The organism is Corynebacterium sp. ACRQK (assembly GCF_022345965.1).
Classification (GTDB): Bacteria; Actinomycetota; Actinomycetes; order Mycobacteriales; family Mycobacteriaceae; genus Corynebacterium.
Map to the genome: position 1 here is coordinate 235,568 of NZ_JAKRMU010000001.1, position 21,314 is coordinate 256,881.

At 61.6% G+C, this 21,314-nt stretch carries 15 protein-coding genes; 9 read left to right on the plus strand and 6 right to left on the minus strand.

Annotation, left to right across the window (positions count from 1 at the left end; translation table 11 throughout):
• Positions 1–34: 34 nt before the first annotated feature.
• Positions 35–1,753, minus strand: coding sequence for a DEAD/DEAH box helicase (locus tag MHX63_RS01130; protein WP_239386861.1), 1,719 nt, complete (start codon positions 1,751–1,753; stop codon positions 35–37).
• Complete coding sequence (locus tag MHX63_RS01135; RefSeq protein ID WP_239386863.1) at positions 1,750–1,992, minus strand: DUF3039 domain-containing protein; 243 nt, start codon at positions 1,990–1,992, stop codon at positions 1,750–1,752. Before MHX63_RS01135 ends, MHX63_RS01130 begins: the two co-directional genes overlap by 4 nt.
• Positions 1,993–2,051: 59 nt before the next feature.
• Here MHX63_RS01135 and MHX63_RS01140 point away from each other — a divergent pair, with 59 nt between their 5' ends.
• The 6 genes from MHX63_RS01140 to galE all read left to right on the plus strand — a co-directional run bounded on the left by MHX63_RS01140 (position 2,052) and on the right by galE (position 7,868).
• Positions 2,052–2,489, plus strand: a complete 438-nt coding sequence (locus MHX63_RS01140) for a DUF3099 domain-containing protein (protein WP_239386865.1) — start codon at positions 2,052–2,054, stop codon at positions 2,487–2,489.
• A 12-nt stretch (positions 2,490–2,501) separates the two neighbouring features.
• Positions 2,502–4,181, plus strand: coding sequence for a class I SAM-dependent methyltransferase (locus MHX63_RS01145; protein ID WP_239386867.1), 1,680 nt, complete (start codon positions 2,502–2,504; stop codon positions 4,179–4,181).
• Positions 4,182–4,247: 66 nt separating this feature from the next.
• Entirely contained in the window at positions 4,248–4,718 is a 471-nt protein-coding gene (gene dtd, locus MHX63_RS01150) for a D-aminoacyl-tRNA deacylase (RefSeq protein ID WP_239386869.1), read from the plus strand.
• Between the two features lie 241 nt (positions 4,719–4,959).
• Positions 4,960–5,997 (plus strand): sigma-70 family RNA polymerase sigma factor, encoded by a 1,038-nt coding sequence (locus MHX63_RS01155; RefSeq protein ID WP_239386870.1) that lies wholly within the window; start codon positions 4,960–4,962, stop codon positions 5,995–5,997.
• Positions 5,998–6,097: 100 nt separating this feature from the next.
• On the plus strand, positions 6,098–6,820 hold the full coding sequence (locus MHX63_RS01160) for a metal-dependent transcriptional regulator (protein WP_239386872.1): 723 nt from the start codon (positions 6,098–6,100) through the stop codon (positions 6,818–6,820).
• A 13-nt stretch (positions 6,821–6,833) separates the two neighbouring features.
• Positions 6,834–7,868 carry a UDP-glucose 4-epimerase GalE gene (gene galE, locus MHX63_RS01165; protein WP_239386873.1) on the plus strand — a complete coding sequence of 345 codons (1,035 nt, stop codon included), beginning with the start codon at positions 6,834–6,836 and terminating at the stop codon, positions 7,866–7,868.
• On the opposite strand, the gene MHX63_RS01170 is transcribed toward galE, so the two are convergent.
• Positions 7,825–9,360, minus strand: coding sequence for a DUF4192 family protein (locus MHX63_RS01170; RefSeq protein ID WP_239386875.1), 1,536 nt, complete (start codon positions 9,358–9,360; stop codon positions 7,825–7,827). The genes galE and MHX63_RS01170 overlap by 44 nt on opposite strands.
• 217 nt (positions 9,361–9,577) lie before the next feature.
• Between MHX63_RS01170 and MHX63_RS01175 the strand changes: the two genes are divergently transcribed.
• Positions 9,578–10,624: a PAC2 family protein gene (locus MHX63_RS01175; RefSeq protein ID WP_239386877.1), complete on the plus strand. Its 1,047-nt coding sequence runs from the start codon at positions 9,578–9,580 to the stop codon at positions 10,622–10,624.
• 6 nt (positions 10,625–10,630) lie between these two features.
• Positions 10,631–13,189, plus strand: coding sequence for a DEAD/DEAH box helicase (locus MHX63_RS01180; RefSeq protein WP_239386878.1), 2,559 nt, complete (start codon positions 10,631–10,633; stop codon positions 13,187–13,189).
• A gap of 35 nt (positions 13,190–13,224) precedes the next feature.
• Here MHX63_RS01180 and MHX63_RS01185 read toward each other — a convergent pair whose 3' ends face one another.
• Entirely contained in the window at positions 13,225–14,187 is a 963-nt protein-coding gene (locus MHX63_RS01185; RefSeq protein ID WP_239199544.1) for a hydrogen peroxide-inducible genes activator, read from the minus strand.
• 71 nt (positions 14,188–14,258) lie between these two features.
• Complete coding sequence (locus MHX63_RS01190) at positions 14,259–16,337, minus strand: neutral/alkaline non-lysosomal ceramidase N-terminal domain-containing protein (RefSeq protein ID WP_239386880.1); 2,079 nt, start codon at positions 16,335–16,337, stop codon at positions 14,259–14,261.
• A gap of 249 nt (positions 16,338–16,586) precedes the next feature.
• Between MHX63_RS01190 and hrpA the strand changes: the two genes are divergently transcribed.
• Positions 16,587–20,588 (plus strand): ATP-dependent RNA helicase HrpA, encoded by a 4,002-nt coding sequence (hrpA, locus tag MHX63_RS01195; protein ID WP_239386881.1) that lies wholly within the window; start codon positions 16,587–16,589, stop codon positions 20,586–20,588.
• A 12-nt stretch (positions 20,589–20,600) separates the two neighbouring features.
• Here the strand turns inward: hrpA and nrdR are convergent, their stop codons facing one another.
• A complete protein-coding gene (gene nrdR, locus MHX63_RS01200; protein ID WP_239386883.1) occupies positions 20,601–21,092 on the minus strand; it encodes a transcriptional regulator NrdR in 492 nt (163 codons plus the stop codon).
• Positions 21,093–21,314: the final 222 nt, after the last annotated feature.

A 21,314-nucleotide genomic window follows, 5' to 3' on the forward strand; every position in this document is an offset into this window, starting at 1 on the left:
TACCTCACTTTCCCGGTCTCTCCCGTATCAGTTCTCACCAGTCTCTTAGGTATGCGATGCGGTCGCGCAGCTGCTGTGCGGTGCACAGCGCTGTGGACGGCCCGCCGCAGTTTCTCCGCGCATCGTTGTGGATCTGCCCATGTGGCTTGCCGGTGCGGGCGGACTTCATAGACACCAACGCATTCAATTCCTTGCGTAGAGCCGGAAGCTCCTCACTGGCCACGCGCTTATTGCGCAAGTCCGCGCCACTTCCCTCGGAGGCCGGCTTCCGCTGCTCCTGTTTGCGGCGCAGTTCCTCTTCCTTCGCCCGCGCATCCAGCTGCTCGGCTTGGCGTTGACGCAGCAGCGTGCGCATCTGTTCGGCGTCCAGAAGACCGGGTAGGCCCAAGTATGCCTGCTCCTCCTCCGATCCGCTTAAGGTCGCCGTGCCGTAGGTCGAACCGTCGTAGATGAGGCTGTCGAGCTCGGCTTCGGCACCGACGGACTCGTAGCCCTTGTCTTCTTCCGGCTCGTTTTGCTCCTGGTTAGCCTGTTGTAGGAGCTGGTCGTCCCAGCCCTCGTTTTGTCGGTGGGGCTTGCCGAGCACGTGGTTGCGCTGCTGCTCCATCTTGGAAGCTAGCTCGAGGAGTACGGACACACTGGGGAGGAAGATTGACGCCGACTCCCCCGGCCGCCTGGATCGTACAAAACGGCCGATGGCCTGCGCGAAGAACAGTGGTGTGGAAGAGGATGTCGCGTACACGCCCACAGCCAAGCGCGGCACATCCACGCCCTCGGAGACCATGCGCACGGCCACCATCCACTCGTCAGTGCTGGCAGAGAACTCCTTGATTCGTTCGGAAGCCCCCGCCTCGTCGGAGAGCACCACCGTCACTGGGGTGTTGCTGATCTGCTCCAGAATCCGTGCGTAGGCACGCGCCGTAGTTTTGTCGGTCGCGATCACCAGGCCCCCCGCGTCGGGAATGGTCTCGCGCAGCTGCTGCAGACGCGTCTGCGCGGCGTTGAGCACGGCGGGAATCCAGTCGCCCTTTGGGTCCAGCGCAGTGCGCCATGCCCGGGCAGTTTGCTCTGCGTTCAACGGCTCGCCCAGGCGTGCCTCGAATTCCTCGCCGGCGGAGTTGCGCCAGCGCGCCTGGCCGGAGTACGCCAGGAACACCACTGGGCGAACCACGCCATCCTTCAGCGCGTCCGTGTAGCCATAGGTGTAGTCGGCGGAGGACACGAGCGCGCCGTCGGCGCCCTCCACGGCTTCGTAGCGCACGAAGGGGATCTGGGAATCGTCAGAGCGGAAAGGCGTACCTGTCAGCGCCAGGCGGCGTTCCACGTGCTCGTAGGCCATGCGCACGCCGTCGCCCCAGCTCTTTGCGTCGCCGGCGTGGTGGATCTCGTCCAGGATCACCAGCGCCTTCTTCGCGGTGGCGACCTGGTAGTGCTTCGTGGGCTTCATGCCCACCTGGGCATAGGTTACGCACACGCCGTCGTAGGCGTTGTTGAACGGCGAGGAGTTCGTGAACTCAGCGTCGAGTGCGATTCCCCGCTCCGCGGCGGACTGCGCCCACTGCACCTTCAGGTGTTCGGTGGGCACCACGATAACCAGTCGGTCTACCGCACGGGTATCCAGTAGCAACCGTGCAATCGTCAGGGCGAAGGTCGTTTTACCTGCGCCTGGGGTCGCCACGGCCAGGAAGTCTTTCGGGCTGGCCTCGACGTATTTGTTCAGTGCCTCCTGCTGCCATAGGCGGAGGTGCTTCACTTCTTGCGCAGCCCCTTGTAGATCTGCTCGCAATCCGGGCAGACAGGCGATCCCGGCTTAGCCTGCTTGCGCACAGGGAAAGTCTCGCCGCACAGCGCTACGACCAGCTTGCCCATCACGGCGGATTCGACGATCTGATCCTTCTTCACATAGTGGAAGAACTTCGGTACATCGTCATCCGTCGTCGTATCCGTGTTGACTTCGGGGCGCTCAATCATTGTCGTACTTGGGTTACTCACAGTTCACCATCATGCCCCTGAATCTGCTTGTTTTCCAGCTGCGTACTAGCGTTGGTTCTATGGCTGATGCACGAAAGAAGAAATCGGGAGGTGAATCCCGGGCCAAGCGAGCATCAAAGGTGGAAATCATCACGGATGCCAAGAGTTCGCGTTTGCAGGGATGGCACCACCGTCGAAAGCTCTATGCCGTGCTGCAGCTTCTGCGCATCCCAATTCTCGCCCTCGCCGCACTGGTGATGTTGCTCACCCACAACCCTGCCCTAGCGGTGTGCGTGGCGGCGGTCAGCCTGCCTCTGCCCTGGATCGCCGTGCTGCTGGCCAACGAATCCGGTCAGGTCGACGAGACCACGAACAAGGTCTACAAGCCCGCTCTCGTGCGCGAGCAGCGTCGTGCCCAGCGAGCAGCTCTTGCCGGGGAAACTTCCCGCCCTGTGCTGGAATCGAACTCCTCGCACCCAGACATCATCGAGTACAACCCTGATCAGCCCTCTTCCTAGCAAGGAATCAGCATGTCCTACTTTCCACTGTGCACTCCCGGTAAAGCCACCGAACAGCTAGTTCGCACCCTTGTCGACCGGGGCTACGGATCTGCTCTGATCTTGGAGGCGCTCGGTGTAGAAGGCGTGGCCGCCGCCCAGTCTGGTTCGCCCGCGGCCGCCACGTGGCACCTGTCTCAGCGCGACTCTACGGCTGCCCAGCTCGTCGCTGCTGTTTATTTACGACGCCCACAGCCCGCGGCCTTCTTCCGGGATCTCGTCGGGGCCGAGCTCACCTCCGGCTTGGTGACAGAGCATGCACTGATCCCTGTGGAACAGCAATCCGCGCCAGGCGGAGATTACGATGCCGAGTCGCTGTGCCTGAACCTAGACATCCGGCCTGCCCATCACCCGGCCCACGGCGACGCGGAGGTGCTGGTGCTCTCGGACCCGGATGCTTCCTTGGAAGACCGCGTCCCCGGACCGGGCCACGTTCCCGGAGTCGGCAACGCTCCCCTGTCGCTGCTTAACGCCATCCCGCAGCTGGCTGCTAATGCGCGAGTGCTGGACCTCGGCACGGGCTCCGGCGTACTCGCATTAGTGCTAGCCGCCAACGCTGGGCACAAGCCACTAAAAATCTTTGGCAGCGACATTCACGGCCGCGCCCTGGACTTTGCCCGCGTGGCCGCAAAGGCACAAGGGCTGGAATCGCCACTGGTGAACTGGGTGCAGGGATCCTGGTTTGAACCCTTTAGTGCTGAAACCACCGCCCCTGAGTCAGCTAACACTGGCGCTTTCGACGTCATCGTCGCCAACCCTCCCTTCGTCATCGGCCCTTCCGTGGACCTCGATGCCGATGAAGGGCACGTGTACCGCGACTCTGGCCTGCCACTCGACGCAGCCAGCAATCTGGTCGTCGAACAATCCGTTCAGCACCTGGCACCGGGAGGCCACGCGCACCTGCTGATCGGCTGGGCGCTCGGCGAGGAAGACAGTGATTCCGCCAGCTCTGCCGCCGAGCGGATCCTCGGCTGGCTGCCCGACGAAGGCGCTCGCGCCTGGGTTCTGCAGCGCGACGAGGTGGACGTTGCCACATACGTCACCACCTGGCTGCGCGACGAAAGCATCGACCCCCGCAGCGCTGCCGGCCAGCGTCGCACCACGGACTGGCTGGACTTCTTCGCCCGCCACCAGATCACCCGCATTGGCCTGGGCTGGATCCACATTGAAAAGTTCGAGGGTTCCAGCGAGCTGACCGTCGAATCGCTCGACCATGCACTGCCAGCCGGGGCATACCTCGGCCAGGAGGCCGCCCAGTGGTTCGCCCGCTGCAAATGGATCGATCGGCTCGAGGTGCCGGGCCGGCCCGCTGCTACAGCGGTGGAGGAGAACCGCTACCGGCTGGGACGTGGCGTCATACTAGAAAAAACAGCAACCGCTGCCGACCAGGGGTTCGGCGAGGAGAGAGCGCGGCTAACTCGCACCGATGGTCCGGGTTGGTCCCACGAGGTTGACGGTGTGCTGGCGACGATTCTGGCAGGGCTCAGCTGGGAGGGGCTCAACCTACGTGACGTAGCCGAGTTTTATCACGCGGTACACGGCGACGAGCTGGGGATCAGCGCCGAGGAGCTGGTGGATCAACTGGTGCCGATCGCGGTGGATCTGGTGCGGCACGGGATGATCGTGCCGGAAGGTTTGCGTGAGCAGTACTAGAGCCCCCCGGGGACCTAGAACCCCAGAACAGGAACAACGAGTGATTTTTAGGAAGGCGGATCGACAGTGAAAGCGGTAGTGAGCACAGTCAGCAGCGCCGAGGTGACCGTCGACGGCGAAGTCGTTGGATCGGTACAAGGCCCTGCTCTGCTGGCGCTCGTCGGCATCGGAGTTGGCGACATTGCCAACGAGAGCGTGACCGAGGCGGCAGTGGAGAAAATGGCGCGGAAGATCGCCGAGCTACGCCTGCTGCCCGCTGCTGACGAGCCGTGGGATAGCCCGCGCAATCACTCGGTTGAGGAAGTAGGCGGGCAGGTACTGCTGGTCAGTCAGTTCACGCTCATGGGTGAAACGAAAAAGGGGCGACGACCTTCCTGGGCGAATGCGGCACCGGGCGAGGCCGCGCAACCAGTGTTCAACCACATAGCCGAACTACTGCGCGAGCGGGGAATAGTTGTAGAAACAGGCCGATTCGGAGCCATGATGAAAGTCTCCAGCGTAAACGAGGGGCCATTCACCGTGCTGGTGGAAACTTAGCCAAGCCCGCCATTTCTACTATTGCGCCAGGTGGAGGGGTATATCTGAGACCGCATTTGCGATCAATTACGGCGGCAAACCCTATTGCGGGGGTAAGCGCAGTTCCCTTCTAAGGGGTGGGTCGGGAACAATTCATCGAAGATGTCCGTTAACCCCTTAGAGCTTCGGCAAAAAACGAGAAAATCTTGAAGAGTCTTGAAGAGCTTGAGCGCTATCGAGCCACGGGAGGCACACCAGCACTATGAAAAACTCCATGATTGATGACGAGTACAACGGCATCAACAGCGGTAGGGGTAGGGGCAGCGGCGGTTCGGCCGACGATAGCGATAAGAAAGAAGACAAGGGCCGGCGGCGAGGAAACAACGAGAACCCGTCGGCGGACTTGGTTCGCGTTTACCTCAACGGCATCGGCAAGACCGCGCTGCTGACTGCCGAAGACGAAGTCGAACTGTCGAAGCGGATCGAAGTTGGCCTGTACTCCGAGTACCTGCTGGCCAACGCCGAAAAACTAACCCGCGCAAAGAAGCGCGACCTAAAGGTTCTGGCCCGCGAGGGCAAGGCAGCCCGCAGCCACTTGTTGGAGGCAAACCTGCGCCTGGTAGTCTCCCTGGCGAAGCGCTACACGGGCCGCGGAATGCCGCTGCTGGACCTGATCCAGGAGGGTAACCTGGGGCTGATCCGCGCAATGGAGAAGTTCGATTACACCAAGGGCTTTAAGTTCTCCACCTACGCAACCTGGTGGATTCGTCAGGCCATCACCCGTGGCATGGCCGACCAGTCCCGCACCATTCGTCTTCCCGTCCACCTCGTCGAGCAGGTCAACAAGCTGTCTCGCATAAAGCGCGAGATGTACCAGCAGCTGGGTCGCGAGGCTACGAATGAAGAGCTGTCGGAGGAGTCCGGCATCGAGGAGTCCAAGATCGAGATGCTGCTGAAGCAGTCCCGCGATCCGGTGAGCCTGGACATGCCAGTCGGTAGCGACGAGGAAGCCCCGCTGGGTGACTTCATTGAGGATTCCGAGGCTACCGACGCGGAAACCGCCGTGGTGGCTTCCCTGCGCCACTCCGATGTGCGCGCAGTACTGGGCACCCTGGAGGAGCGCGAGCAGGATGTGATCAAGCTGCGCTACGGATTGGATGACGGGATGCCCCGCACCCTGGACCAGATCGGTCGTCGTTTTGGGCTGTCCCGCGAGCGCGTGCGCCAGATTGAACGCGAAGTTATGGCGAAGCTGCGCGAAGGCGACCGTGCGGATAAGCTGCGCGAGTACGCCGTCTAACCCCGCAGAAAAAGCAAGTACCTACACTTCTGCCCCGTTCCCAATGTGGACGGGGCTATAATCGTGTGAAGTCAAGAAACAAAGAAAGGGCGTAGCGCACGTGAGGGATCTCGTCGATACCACTGAGATGTATCTCCGAACGATTTACGAGTTGGAAGAAGAGGGCATTCCACCGCTGCGCGCTCGTATCGCCGAGAGGCTCGACCAGTCCGGCCCGACCGTAAGCCAGACAGTCGCCCGAATGGAGCGCGACGAGCTTCTGACGATTGAGAAGGATCGCTCTCTCAAGCTAAGCGCCCAGGGGCGTGCACTGGCCACGGCTGTGATGCGCAAGCACCGCCTAGCCGAGCGCCTGCTCACCGACGTAATCGGCCTGCCGTGGGAAAAGGTTCACGACGAGGCTTGCCGTTGGGAGCACGTCATGGGTGACGAGGTCGAAGTGCAACTGGTGAAGGTACTTAGCGAGTACGCCACCTCGCCTTTCGGCAATCCGATCCCAGGGCTCGACGAGCTAATGGAAGGCATCCCGGAAGCCGAGCGCGCGGAGATGTTGGAGAAGGTTAATACCCTGCAGGAGGGTACCTCGCAGCGTGCCTCCGATATCGAGCCTCTGGAGCCGATCCAGGTGAAGATCCTGAGCATCAACGAAATCATCCAGGTAGAGCACAAGTTGATGGCCAAGTTTCATGCGCTTGGTATGCGCCCGGGCAGCGTTGTGAGCCTGGTAGCTACCGAGGACGGTCTGGAGTTCAGCAACGACGACGGTGCCATGGTGATTCCGGAAGAACTCGGCCACGCCGTGCGAGTGGAAAAGTTTAGCTAATCAGTGCGGTAGCGTGGGACATGTGAGTAGCATCGATCTTTCCAATTCCGCCCTGTCCCCTTCCTCCCACATCGTTGTCACCGGTGGTGCCGGATATGTCGGCAGCGTATGTGCCAGTGTGCTGTTGGAGCACGGCTTCCGCGTGACCGTCGTCGACGATCTATCCACCGGTAACGGCTACGCCGTCCCGGAGGGCTCTACCTTTGTCCAGGGTGACATTCGCGATGTCATTTCCGACGTCTTCGCCGACGGTGACGTTGCCGCCGTGATGCACTTCGCCGCCCGCTCCTTGGTTGGTGAGTCGGTGGAGAAGCCGGACATCTACTGGCATCACAACGTGGGAACCAGCTTGTACCTGCTGGACCAAATGCGCGAACACGGGGTGAAGAATCTCGTATTCTCTTCCACTGCCGCTACCTACGGGGAGCCCGAGCAGGTACCAATCACCGAGGATATGCCCACCGCCCCCACCAACCCCTATGGCGCATCCAAGCTGGCGATCGACCACATGATCACCTCCTATGCCAACGCCTACGGGCTGGCTGCGACTTCCCTACGCTACTTCAACGTCGCCGGCGCGTATGGCGACATTGGAGAGAACCACAAGGTAGAGACGCACCTGATCCCGCTGGTGCTGCAGGTTGCCCTCGGCCACCGGGAGCACATTTCCATCTTCGGCACCGACTACCCCACCTCTGATGGCACTGCGGTGCGCGATTACATTCACATTCGAGATCTAGCGGACGCACACCTGCTAGCCGCGGCCTCTAACGCTGCCGGCCAGCACCGCATCTTCAACCTCGGTTCCGGCGATGGTTTCAGTGTGCGCCAAGTGATCGACACCTGCCGCGAGGTAACTGGTCACCCGATTCCGGCCATCGAATCCCCGCGTCGTGGAGGTGATCCCGCCACCCTCATCGCCTCCTCTGCAAAGGCGAAGGCAGAACTCGGCTGGAACCCGACCCGCTCCGACCTGCCCACGATCATTTCGGATGCGTGGGCGTTTAGCGGACAACTGGGTGATAGGTTGCATTCCGCACAGCGTTAACCGCATCCCAGTCCACGGTCTGTAGCAGACGCTCGTACTCCCAGGCGAGGTCCAGTCCGGCGTACTCCCGTACGGTCACGTAGGTGCGCTCTGGAACCCAACCGGGGCCCTCTGACTCGCCCGGGTCTCCCGGCTCACCCTGCTTACGCGGGTCATCTGGGTCGTCCGCTGCGTCCAGATCCATCTGCACATTGGCCATGACAGTACACGCGGCACGCACTGCCTTGGACAGCAGCAACTTGATCTTTCCTCTCTGGTGCGCGTCCAGCGCCGCGATCGCGATGTCCGCGGTGAACTCGTCGAGTGCGCTGAGGCGTGGCTGAATGTCGGAGGCATCGGATTCCTCGACACCGCGCAGCAGGTCTGCCAACGCTTCTTCTGGGTCGACCGCCATCTCATCACACTTCTCAGGCTCGTCCGATTCGGCTACATCGTCGGGATCGCCCGTGCACTCCAGCAGGTCGAGCTTCGCGCACGCATCCTCCGTGTAGAGGTCCGCCTCGAGCTCCTCCAGCAGGCGCGTCAGCGTGTGGTAGGCCAGCACTCCTTCGTCGTTAGCTGACGCCACCAGTGCCAGAATCAACATCACCCGTCGACGCACCCCGCCCGTCGTCCGCCGCGCGGTACTTGCCAGCATCTCCCGCAGAATGGCGCTGTTGGCACCGAGCGACCATGCGATGACGACCGTGTGTAGGAACTCGTCACAACAGATCGCGGCGAGGCTGTCGATCAGGTACTCGTCTTCGCATTCTTCCTCCAGCACTCTCTGGCCTTCCGCCACTGCAGCCACCCCGACTAGCACCTGGATCAGATCGACCGTCGTGGCCTCCCCGCGATCCTGCAGCATCCAATCCGGTACTGCGATGTTCGCGGGGTCCAGCCAGCGTTCCATTTCCTCCCTGGCTCCCATGCGGCGGGCTCCGCTGAGTGCGCTGATGTCCGCCAGCTCGTTGGTTTCCACGCTTGCCACGGTCCCGGCCTCCCCGTCCAACACGTCGGTCCACGCCTCCCCCGTGGCGATGCGCGACACCTCCAGCGCAGATTGGACCTCCACGCATCCATCCTGCAGCTGCTTAATGGCGGAGGCCACACAGGCACGCAGACGATCATCCATGTCGCCGATGGTGAGGATGATGGCCTCTGCCGCTGGGGCGTCACAAAGAATATTGGTGAGACCGCGAACCGCCTCGGTCACGGCTGCGGGGACAAGATCGCAGCGTAGAACGGGACCGATGCGGAAGCGACGATGGTTCACCGGCAGCGGTGCGGAGCCTGCGGTGCTGGAGTTGATCGGTTCGGTGGGTTCGGTGGAGGCGACGAGGCCGATGATGACCATCGAGTCGACAGGTGGGAAGCCCAACAGCGACGGGATGGCCGCAATGAGCTTTCCTTTGTCGGCCCCGAGGTGGACCGAAGGCGCTGGTATCGCGGAGGCGGCGGACGTGGGAATAGATTGTGCGTTCTGGTCGTTGTGTTCTGGTGAGTTACTCATGCCACAGATACTCACCGAGAAGAGTTTTCCCCGCGGTCAGAATGGCCGTTCGAGCGAGTGTTGCCCCAGGGGCCTGTGGATAACTCAGAACTGTGAATACAGGTTTCTGGCTGTTCGACATACGTGCCGTCTCGGCCTGGGTTGTCCGAACTGCCTGATAGGCTTGGCAAACAATGCTTGGTTGGACAAAGGTTCCGCCGGAAGGGAGAGCGAAACTATGCATGGCCGCCACGAAGGGAAGGCTGCGGGCCGGATGTACGAGATGGAGTATCCGGCTCCGATACAGTTCGATCGCCCCTCCATTACGGACGCAACCGCGGGGCTAGATGGCACTGCGGACGGAGCTGAAGAATTGCCGATGCTGGTAGCGCTGCAGGGCTATGCCGACGCGGGTCAAGCCGTTTCCAGCGCCAGCTCCCACCTGCTCGCAGCCCTGGACCACAGCCCGGTGGCCTCGTTCAAGGTTGATGAGCTGATCGATTACCGTTCCCGCCGCCCCGGTGTGATCATCGATAACTCCAAGGTTGTGGATAGCGACGACGTGCGACTGGATCTGCACCTAGTGAAGGACACGCAGGGTCGCCCGTTCCTGCTGCTCAGTGGGCTGGAGCCGGATTTGAAATGGGGCGCGTTTAGCGATGCCGTGGTGGATCTTGCCCGGCGTGGCCAGGTAGGCATGGTTGCCTCCCTGTACTCGGCACCAATGACTGTGCCGCACACCCGGCCGCTGGTGATCTCCGCGCACGCTTCGGATTCCTCGTTGATCCAGGACTTCCACACCTGGGAATCCCGGATGATCGTCCCGGGCGCTGCTGCGCTGGAAACAGAGAAGAAGCTGAACCGACACGGGTTCGAGACGATCGGACTGACCGCCCACGTACCGCACTACATCGCGGCCTCGGACTACCCGGAGGCGACTCTGCGGCTACTACAGGCGTTCGCTGACGTGGCGGACCGGGACCTGCCGTTGAAGGCGCTGGAGAAGGAATTGGAGCGGGTGAAACACCAGCTGCAGGACCAGGTGGAAGACTCCCAAGAGATCGCCACGGTCGTCAGTGCTCTCGAGCACCAGTACGACGCAGAGATGGAGCGCATGCGCCGCAAGCGGGAAAATAACCTGCTAAAGCCGGGGCAAGACATTCCTACCGGTGAGGAGCTGGGTGCGGAGTTCGAGGCGTTCCTGCAGAACATGTCCGATGAAAATGGCGCCGACACCGGCCAGGACGACAACGCTGCCGACACTGACGAGCAAGAGGATAACTAGAACACAGTGGGTATTGCCGCCGAACTCGCAGAGCTGCTTCCGGACCTGGACGAGGTTCCAGAGTCGCTGATCGACGACGCAATCCTGGAGTCCTTTCTCGGCTGGACGCGCGACCGCGGCATAAGCCTCTACCCTGCCCAAGAAGAGGCGGCCACGGCACTGGTTGCCCAAGACAACGTCATCCTGGCCACCCCCACTGGCTCCGGAAAGTCCATGGTCGCCATTGCCGCGCACTTCATCGCCATGGCACGCAAGCAGCGCAGCTTTTACACCGCACCGATCAAGGCTCTGGTGAGCGAAAAGTTCTTCGATCTGTGCCAAACCTTCGGCCCGGAGAACGTCGGGATGATGACTGGTGACGCCACAGTGAATGGCGGGGCACCGATCATCTGCGCCACCGCCGAAATCGTTGCGAACATCGCTCTACGCGATGGCGCGAAAGCGAAGATCGACCAGGTAGTGATGGACGAGTTCCACTACTACTCGGAGCCCGACCGTGGCTGGGCTTGGCAAGTTCCGCTGCTGGAGCTCCCTAAAGCTCAGTTCCTTTTAATGAGCGCCACCCTGGGCGATACGAAATGGCTGGAGGATGACCTCACCGAACGCACGGGTCGCCAGACAACCCTGGTGACGGGTACTACCCGACCTGTGCCATTGGACTTTCACTACGTATACACACCTGTCCACGAGACAGTGGAAGAGCTGATCAACGACGGCAAATCGCCGATCTACATCGTCCACTTCACCCAGCGCGAGGCCATCGAGCGCGCTCAAGCCTTGACCAGCATGAAGCTGGTGAACGACGAAGCAAAGGCCGCCATCGCCGAAGAGATCGGCGACTTCCGCTTTACCTCCGCCTTCGGCAAGACTCTTTCCCGCCTGCTGCGCAAGGGCATTGGCGTGCACCATGCGGGCCTGCTGCCGAAGTATCGGCGCCTGGTGGAGCGTCTATCCCAGAAGGGTCTGCTGAAGATCATCTGCGGCACAGACACCCTGGGCGTGGGCATCAACGTGCCGATCCGCACCGTGCTGATGACAGGGCTGACGAAGTATGACGGGGTGAAGCACCGTGTACTGAAGTCTCGGGAGTTCCACCAGATCGCCGGGCGAGCAGGACGCGCGGGCTACGACACAGAAGGCACCGTGGTGGTACAAGCCCCGGAACACGAGATCGAGAACTTCCGCCTGCGCCAGCGCGCGGGAAGTGACCCGAAGAAGATCAAGAAGCTGCGCAAGCGTTCGGCACCGGAGGGCCAGGCCACCTGGAGCGAGTCGACTTACGAACGGCTTACGCACGCAGAGCCAGAGGAATTGACCAGCCAATTCCGCATGAGCAACTCTATGCTGCTGAACGTGGTCGCCCGCGATCAGTGGACCTTCGAGGCACTCAAGCACCTGCTGCGCACCAACCACGACACGCGTTCGAAGCAGAACAAGGCGATCCTGCGAACGATCGAGCTCTATCGCGGGCTTATCAACGCCGAAGTGGTCGAGGAGTATGCGGCGGACACGCCCAGCGGCACGGATGCACGTCTGACCGCGGATCTGAGCCGCGACTTCGCACTAAACCAGCCACTCTCCCCCTTCGCCCTGGCCGCCCTGGAGCTGCTGGATCCGGAGTCCGAAACCTTCGCCCTGGACGTCATCTCGACATTTGAGGCTGTGCTGGAGGATCCCCGACAAGTGCTTATAGCCCAGCAGAAAGCGGAGCGGGGCGAGGAAATCGCGGCGCTAAAGGCAGAGGGCGTCGATTACACCGAACGCATGGCCATTGTCGAAGACATCACCTGGCCCATGCCGCTGGCCGACGAGCTAGACCAGGCATACGACACCTTCTGCGAAGGAAACCCCTGGGCTCGCGACTTTCAGATCAGCCCGAAATCCATCGTGCGCGACATGGTGGAAAAGGCCATGACTTTCTCCGACTTCGTGTCCACCTACGGGCTAGGCCGTTCCGAGGGGGGCGTGCTGCGCTACCTGACGGACGCCTACCGTACGCTGGAGCACTCGGTGCCGGAAGCCTACCGCTCGGAGGAATTCGACGACATCCTCGTATGGTTAGGCGAACTGATCCGCCAAGTCGATTCCTCTCTTATCGACGAGTGGGTGCAGATGGCCGACCCGGATGCTCCGCTGACCGAGGATCAGGTCGCCGAGCACGCCTATGGGGTAGAGGATACGAACCTGCTGTCCGCCAACCCGCAGGCACTGACCCGCATGGTGCGCAACTACTTCTTCCGCCACGTGGAACTCTTCGCCTTCGAGAAAGAACGCGAGCTTGCGGAGATGGACGAATACCTGGACACGCCGCCGGACTGGCCCGCCGCGATGGACGACTACTTCGACGAGTATGCGGATGTTGGTGTGGACGCCGCCGCGCGGTCGAATAAGAACATTCTCATCAAGCGGGGCACCGGCTCCGAGGCCGGAAGCTGGTTCGTCCGTCAGATCATCGACGATCCGGAAGGCGACCACGGCTGGGCGCTGGAAGGCGTAGTGGACCTCGCTGCGACGGACGAGGCCGGTGAGATCCGCCTGTCGGAGCTCACCATCGTGCAGGGTTAAGCCCGCAAATTTAACCCCGGGCTTAACCCGTTGACTTAGAGGAAGGTCTCCAGCACGCGGCGGCTATCCTTCGCAACGTGGTTGAAGGACTGCGCCACGATCTCACCCAGCGCCGCGTAATCGTCGATGCGCGTAGAGCTGGAACGGTAGGCCATGCCGATCGTGCGGCCGGCCCGTACAGCACCGCCGGCGAACGTCGCGAGGGAAATGCCCGGGCGCTGGCACTCCACAGCCACTGCGGATAGCGGCACGAGGGTGGCGCCTAAACCGGCGGCTACCAGCTGGATTACCGTGGACAGGCTTGCGGCGCGGGTCACAGAATGGCGCGGGTCGTTGGCCATGTCCACGGTGCGGCACAGCTCCAGGATCTGGTCGCGCAGGCAGTGCCCGTCGTCCAGCAGCAACAGCTCGATGTTTTTCAGCTCGTCGACTGCCAGATCCTTCCGACCGGCCAGAGGGTGGCCTTCAGGCAGGACCAGCACGAACTCTTCGGTGTACAGGTCGACGGTGTTCAAGCCGCCTCCCTCGCCTGGCATGCCGAGCACGGCAACATCGATCTTGCCCTGGCGCAGTGCGTCCACCAGCAGCGGGGACTTCTCCTCCACGATCCGCGGCTCCAGCTTGGGAGCCACGTCGTTAACCGTGTGCAGCACGTCGGGCAGGATGTAGGGCGCAACGGTGGGGATCATGCCGATCGCCAGCGAGCCGACCAGGCCGCCGTGGGCGCCGCGGGCGTGGGTGACGAAGGTCTCCAGGCTCTCCAGCGTCGCCTGTGCGAAAGGCAGCAGCCCGCGCCCCACCGGGGTGACGATGACCTTGCGAGTAGACCGTTCGATCAGCTGCACGCCAAGCCCTGCCTCCAGCGCTGCTAGTGCCTGGGAGAGCGACGGCTGGGAGATCCCCAGGTGCGAGGCGGCGGTGCCGAAGTGACCGTGTTCGGCGATGGTCACGAAGGTACGTAGTTGGGCAACTGTTGGTCGATACTCTCTTTGAACCACGTCCTCAACTGTACAGCAATTATTAGAAAAGTATAATTACAACCGGAAAAATAAGTACCTTTGCCCTATATCTAGCTCACCTGTAGTTCAGCGGTTCCCTCGAAGGGAGAAAGCTTGCCCAGGAAAGCCTTCCAATCTCCCTTGAGGCGCACCGTGTACTTGCCGGGCTGTACATCGCTTGTGCCCCACTCGACGGTGGTTCGTGTCTGCCCAAAGGAGTTTTCAAAGGTGATTAGAGTGTTCTCGCTGGAGTCGTCCGCGACCACCTTTCCGCTGGCGTCCTCGATCGTCACATAGCCCTCGCCGTGGCGCATGTCGTTGTTCGGGTTCGCGCCCACAAAAACCACCCGCGCCGGCGAGCCGGCCTTCACCTCTCTGGGTGCCTCCAGCACTTCGCCGAACTTCTTGCCCGGTGGTGGCGCATCCATCCAGTTGTCGCTGCCCGGCACGTTCGGGATCAGCCCCGTCAGGTCACCTGCGGGCTGCCCGACCTCCACCGGCTTGCCCTCCTTGAGCGCTCGCGCCATCTCGTCGAGCACGTCCTGGAACGCGGGCAACTGGTACTGGCCAAAGATTGTCGCGCCACCCTCGTAATTCTGCGCCTCATACTCTTCGGGCGTTGTGATGTAGTGGCCGTAGGCGTTGGTGTATCCCTGCACCACGATCGCGTTCTCCGACACACCCAGCGCCGCAGCGACCGTGCGCTTCATGCGCAAGCCACTGGTGACCGTCGGCTCGAAACCTAGACTCACCAGAACAAACGAGCCCAGGCGGTGGATCGTGAACGGGTGGACCTGCTGAATCATGCCATCGATGTAGCCCATCGGCAGCAGGCCCTCCTTCGGACCGTGGATATCCTTGAGCTCCTGAGGAGAAAGGAAGTTGTTGAGGTCGCGCACCCACGGATTACCGCCGCGCTCGCCTTCATTGAAGCCCAGGATGGGCACCCCGCCGCCATCTTCCTGTGAGGACGCCGCAAAGGCCGCGCCCAGAATCGCCGGACCCAGCTTGTGCTCCTTCTTGTCCGGAGTAAAGCGCGGGCTCGCCACCAACTGCGGGCAGTTCACCCATCGCATACGTCCGTCGATTCCGCCTTCCGACCAATCCTTGCCCAGGTCGTCGGTCGCCGCCATCATCCTCTCGCCGAGGATCTGCGCGGAATCACGCTCATCTGCTCCCGGCCCAGAGTTGGGCGTCAACCCCATATTCGGTGTGATGTCACCAGGCGTCATGTTGGCGAAGGCAGCGACGAAAGGTGCCTCCTCGGGGTAGCGGTGAACCACTCCGTGGGCTTCCTCAGTCGCCCAGGCTGCGTAGCCCTTGTTGTCGCCTGCGATGTGCTTGTACTCCGCGCCGAAGCTAGTCGGGTGCAGCGAGTACCAGTTGATCAGGCCGACCTGTTTGCCACCACGCGATACATGGAGGGTCACACTACGGGTGTCCACGCCGTTGGGTAGTGCCTTCTTGTCCTCTTCGGGGTTACGGTCCCACGAGGTCTTTGACCTATTGACGCCCGCATCAGCAACCTTTGTCTCAGCAACCGTCACGTCTGAAGGTTGGATGTCTGCGTGCGCGCGTTCAATGGCGTTAACAATGCCCGCAACCGTGGCCTCGAAGGTCTTCGGGCGGAAGCCACCGTGGGTGATGTCGACCATCAAATGCTGAGACGTGCCGCCTGGAGCCACGTGAGTGTGGGTGGCTGTGAGCACGACGTTGGTTTGATCGTAAAGATCCCCGAACTTCTCCTTGAGGCGGCGGAGCACCTCCAGGTGGATGGACTGGAACATAAGTCCAACATCGCAGGTGACGTGAACGAAACGAGAGCTGTCATTGTTGGCGTCAACGAAAATGAATGCCCGTGCGTACTGGCGGCGCTGAATACCGACGGTCTTTTGTTCGTCCACGGCATAGCCGAACATGCCGGCGCCCCATGGCTCGCCGGTCATGTCCGCCAGACCGCGTCCTACATGGAAGCCTCCCCCACTGCCGCCACTAGCTTCCTGCGCGCTTGCTCCGGGCGCGCCGGTGGAGGCCCAGAGTACGGTGCCAGATACCGCAGCCATTCCACGGAAGAATGTGCGGCGGCTGAGCTGGGACTTCAGCGGACTCTGCAGATGGTTTGGGGTGGTGTCCTGTCCGTGTTCACACATGAGGTCTCTCGTTTCTCAAAACTACTTAAAAAATTAGATTGTTTTGACTAGCGAAAGACTAGACCGAATCCATGTGACTGCGGGATAGTTTGCATATATTAAGCAAACATTTATGATCCTCTAACCTTGTTTGGGGGTAAAAAGCACACAGGGGTGCAGGTTCCCCTTGTGGGGGCACGTTGCTAGAATCGGCCTGTTCAGCCCCACAAACACGGGGAGATTCTGGCAAGCGAGACGGGTGATTCACACATGACGGACGCGCACGGGTCGGCCTCCCCCACCAACGAGGGCCGTCCTCAGGGCAAGCCGCAGGGGCGCAGGCGCTCCCGGCGACGCTCAAACAAGCGCCGCCGCCCGCAGTTCATCCGGATCATTCCGCCGATTACCTACCCCGACCTGCCGGTCTCCGAGCGGCGGGAGGACATCAAAAAGGCCATCGAGGACAACCAGGTCGTCATCATCGCAGGTGAGACCGGCTCGGGTAAGACCACCCAGATTCCCAAGATGTGCCTGGAACTCGGACGCGGTCGAACAAAGGTTATCGGCCACACCCAACCGCGCCGCATCGCGGCCCGCAGCGTGGCCGAGCGCATCGCGGAGGAACTCGACCAGCCGATCGGCGACGATACTTCCCTGGTCGGCTACAAGATCCGCTTCGACGATACGATCTCCAAGCACACCGCCGTAAAGCTCATGACCGACGGTGTGCTGCTCAACGAGATCCAGCGCGACCGCCTCCTGCGGGACTACGACACGATCATCGTCGACGAGGCCCACGAGCGCAGCCTCAACATCGACTTCCTGCTCGGCTACCTGAAGCAACTGCTGCCGAAGCGGCCCGACCTGAAGGTCATCATCACCTCCGCGACGATCGACCCCGAGAGCTTCGCGGAGCACTTTGCGGACGCTGACGGCTCCCCCGCCCCCATCATCGAGGTCTCGGGGCGTACCTACCCGGTGGAGATTCGCTATCGCCCGCTCGTGACGGAACGGGAGAACCCGAAAACCGGCGAGGTCATCGAGGTGGAGACAGATCCCCTGGACGGACTCGTCGCTGCATGTAAGGAACTGATGCGCGCCGGCGAGGGCGACATCCTGTGCTTCTTCTCCGGCGAACGCGAGATCCGCGATGCCGCCGAGGCACTGGAAGATGAGTTTGCCGGCGCCGGCGGGGCACGCAAAGTAGATGTGCTGCCACTGTTCGGCCGCCTTTCAAACGCCGAGCAGCACCGCGTGTTCCGCACCGGGCCACGCCGCCGCATCGTGCTGGCCACCAACATCGCGGAAACCTCGCTGACGGTTCCGGGCATCCACTACGTGGTGGACACCGGCTATGCCCGCATCTCCCGCTATTCCAACCGCACCAAAGTTCAACGCCTGCCGGTGGAGCCCATCAGCCAGGCCAGCGCCAAACAGCGCTCCGGCCGCTCCGGCCGTATCGCGGACGGCATAGCCATCCGCCTGTACTCCGAGGAGGACTTCGAGGCACGCCCGGAGTTCACCGACCCGGAGATTCTGCGCACCCACCTGTCCAGCGTGATCCTGTCCATGGCCGCACTCGGCTTGGGCGAGATCGAACGCTTCCCGTTCCTTCAGCCACCCGACAGCAAATCCATCCGTGACGGTGTGGCTCTACTGCAAGAACTCGGAGCGTTGGCGTCAACAAAGGACACAGCGCTTACCCCCATCGGCCGCGACATGGCGCGCATCCCTACCGATCCGCGGCTCGCACGCATGCTGGCGGCCGGGCATGCGAACAACATTATCGAGCCCATCGCGGTCATCGTGTCCGCCCTATCCATCCAGGACGTGCGCGAACGCCCCCTGGAAAAGCAGCAACAGGCCGACGAAATGCACGCGCGTTTCAAGTCGAACTCCGACTTTGTGAGCCTGCTGAAGCTCTGGAACTACTTGCAGGAACAGCGGCAAGAGCTGTCCGCGAACAAGTTCCGCAAGCTGTGCCAGAGGGAGTTTATCCACTACGTGCGCGTCCGCGAATGGATGGATTTGGTGCGCCAGATGCTTTCCGTCGTGCAGGACCTGAGCTGGAAAATCCCGAACATCCGCCACGTGAGGGAGCTCGTTTTTGAGTCAGAAGCAATCGACGAGGATCTGGTTCACAAGTCCATACTCACCGGACTTTTGACCCACGTGGGAATGCGCGAGGGCAACTCCAAGCAGTTCACCGGCACCCGCGGTTCGCACTTTGTGGTGCATCCTTCTTCGCATGTGTCCAAGAAGCCCCCGCAGTGGCTTATGGCCGCTGAGTTGGTGGAAACCTCGCAGGTCTTCGCCCGCACCGTGGGGCCTATCGATCCGAGCTGGATCGAAGCGATCGCTCCGCACATGGTGAAGTACAACTATTCCGAGCCGGTGTGGTCATCTTCCCGTGGGGCGGCAATGGTGCACGAAAAGGTGCTGCTTCTGGGGTTGCCGATTGTCGCCGACCGGATGGTCAATGCATCGAAGGTGGATCGGGTCTTGGCGCGCGAGTTGTTCATTCGGCATGCGCTTGTGGAGGGTGATTGGAGAACCCGCCACCACTTCTTCGCCCACAACCAAAAGCTTCTCTCCGAGGCCACCGAGCTGGAGGATAAGGCTCGCCGCCGCGATATCGTTGTCGACGATCAAACGCTCTTTGATTTTTATGACGCCCGCTTGCCAGAGAAAATCGTTTCCTCCCGGCACTTTGATTCCTGGTGGAAGAAGGCTCGCCATAAAGACCCGCACCAGCTGGACTTCACACTCGACGCGCTGATCGACTCGGAGGAGGCCGCGAAGGCCGCCGACGAGTTCCCCGACGTGTGGAGGCAGGGCAGTCTGGAGTTCGAACTTAGCTACGTCTTCCTGCCGGGCGACCCGGACGACGGCATGACGATGCGCGTGCCGATCCCTCTGCTGGCGAACGTCTCCGAGCCGGAGACGCGGTGGCTGGTTGCCGGTATGCGAGAGGAACTGGCCATCGCCCTGATCCGTTCTCTGCCCAAGCCGCTGCGCACGAGTGTGGTACCAGCCAGTAACTTCGCCGCCGCGGCCCTGCGGAAGATGGTTCCTTTCGACGGTGAGTTTGGATTCGCGCTGGCTGAGGCACTGCGCGAGCTAGGTGGCCAGGGGATTTCCGCGCAGGACTTCGACTGGTCCCGGGTTCCCGGGCACTTGCGCATGCAGTTCGCCGCCATCGACCGCCGCGGCAACGTGATCGAGAAGTCGCGCGACCTGCAATACCTGCAGCACAAGCTGGCCGGACAGGTCACGTCTGCCATTGCGCAGGCCGCCGCCCGTTCCAAGACCGCCGCTCCCAGCGAGGCCGCGCAGCACACGCCGTCCCGCCGAAAGAGCTTGAAGAAGCAGGCCGGAACCTCCACCGGTGTGCTAGCCACTGCAGATGGGTGGACCGCGGACGGCATCGGCGTGCTGCCGGAGACAGTGGAGACGGTGGTGGATGGCCAGACCCTCAACACCTACCCCGCGATCGTCATCGCTAAGGGCGGTGCAACGGGTGCAGTGAAGAGCAGGGTGACCTTGAAGGCCTTTCCCACCAAGCAGGCGGCGGATGGCCAGCAATTCACCACGGTTCTGAACATGATGGTCGGTGCTTGCACGGTATCCCCGAAGCAGATGATTAAGGGGCTGCCGCTGCGCCAGCGGGTGGCCATGGAGAATACTCCCGGGGGCGTGGATGGCCTAGTAAACGACGTTGTGGCGCTGGCATGCCGCGATATGTTGATGAAGTTGGGGCCGGTTATCCGCGATCCGGAAATGTGCGAGGAGGTCATTTCAGTTGCTCGCTCCCAAGGCCCCGGACGAGTGCGCCAGTATGTGGTTGCCCTGGCTCCTGCGGTGCTGGCGGTAGCCGATATGTCTGCGGAACTTAAGGGCTGGTCGGGTGAAGCTATCGACGATATGCGCTCACAGCTGGAATTCTTCCTGGGCAAACATGCGATCGCCCGGAATGGCGTTGAGCACATGCGCCATGTTCCGCGCTATGTGGAAGCGATGCGCGCACGCCTGGAGCTGATGAAGACGGATCCGGATAAGGAGGAGGATCTGGACGATGAGGTCCAGGAGGCCTTCGAGTTGCTGGAGAAGACCAAGAAGCGCCTGCCGACGGCGCGGGCTGCCTCGCCGCAAGTTAAGGAGGTGCGCTGGATGATTGAGGAGCTTCGCGTCAGCCTTTTCGCCCAGAATCTCGGTACGGCTCATTCTGTTTCCCTGCAGCGCATCCGCAAGAAGCTGGAGAAGATTCGTTAGTTTTCCTCGCCGCTAGTTTTCATCGTCGCTGGGTTCCAGTTGAGGCTCAGTTAAGGCGTGGCGGTGCGCCCGCAGGGATTCGATCTCCTGCTCGAAGTCTTCGGCGCAGTTGAAGGACTTATACACCGAGGCAAAGCGCAGGTATGCAACCTCGTCTAGGGTGCGTAGTGGGTCGAGGATCGCCAAGCCGATCTGGTTAGCGGGGACTTGTGAGCCATGTGCCACGCGCACTGCCTGTTCCACCTCGTGTGCAAGGCGCTTCAGGGCATCATCAGAGACATCGCGGCCTTGGCATGCCCGCCGAACGCCCTTGATGACTTTCTCCCTACTGAACTCCTCGGTCACTCCGTTTCGCTTGACCACCAAGAGAACGGATCTTTCGATGGTCGTGAAACGAGTCTGACACTCGCTGCACTCACGGCGACGGCGAATGGATACGCCCATTTCGATGGAGCGCGAGTCTACTACGCGGGAGGATTCAGAACTGCAAGAGGGGCACAACACGCCCCCAAGCTTAGCCCTTCACTACACCAGGACAGAAGCTAGAAAAGCTAAATGCTTAGCCACAGGCCTTAAGGAATTAGTATGGGCGCGAGACCAATCAGTGCAGACATTGCACCCAGGGACACCATGGCTGCTCCCGGAGAGTGAACCACGCGGTCCACACGCGCACGAAATGTCTCAACACGACTAGAACGCTCCTCGAACACCCTTTCGTTAGATCCA

Coding starts and splice junctions, on each gene's coding strand:
- MHX63_RS01170 (WP_239386875.1), bottom strand. CDS start 9,360: ATGAGTAACTCACCAGAACACAACGACCAGAACGCACAATCTATTCCC.
- MHX63_RS01190 (WP_239386880.1), bottom strand. CDS start 16,337: ATGTGTGAACACGGACAGGACACCACCCCAAACCATCTGCAGAGTCCG.
- MHX63_RS01140 (WP_239386865.1), top strand. CDS start 2,052: ATGGCTGATGCACGAAAGAAGAAATCGGGAGGTGAATCCCGGGCCAAG.
- MHX63_RS01175 (WP_239386877.1), top strand. CDS start 9,578: ATGCATGGCCGCCACGAAGGGAAGGCTGCGGGCCGGATGTACGAGATG.
- hrpA (WP_239386881.1), top strand. CDS start 16,587: ATGACGGACGCGCACGGGTCGGCCTCCCCCACCAACGAGGGCCGTCCT.
- MHX63_RS01155 (WP_239386870.1), top strand. CDS start 4,960: ATGAAAAACTCCATGATTGATGACGAGTACAACGGCATCAACAGCGGT.
- MHX63_RS01145 (WP_239386867.1), top strand. CDS start 2,502: ATGTCCTACTTTCCACTGTGCACTCCCGGTAAAGCCACCGAACAGCTA.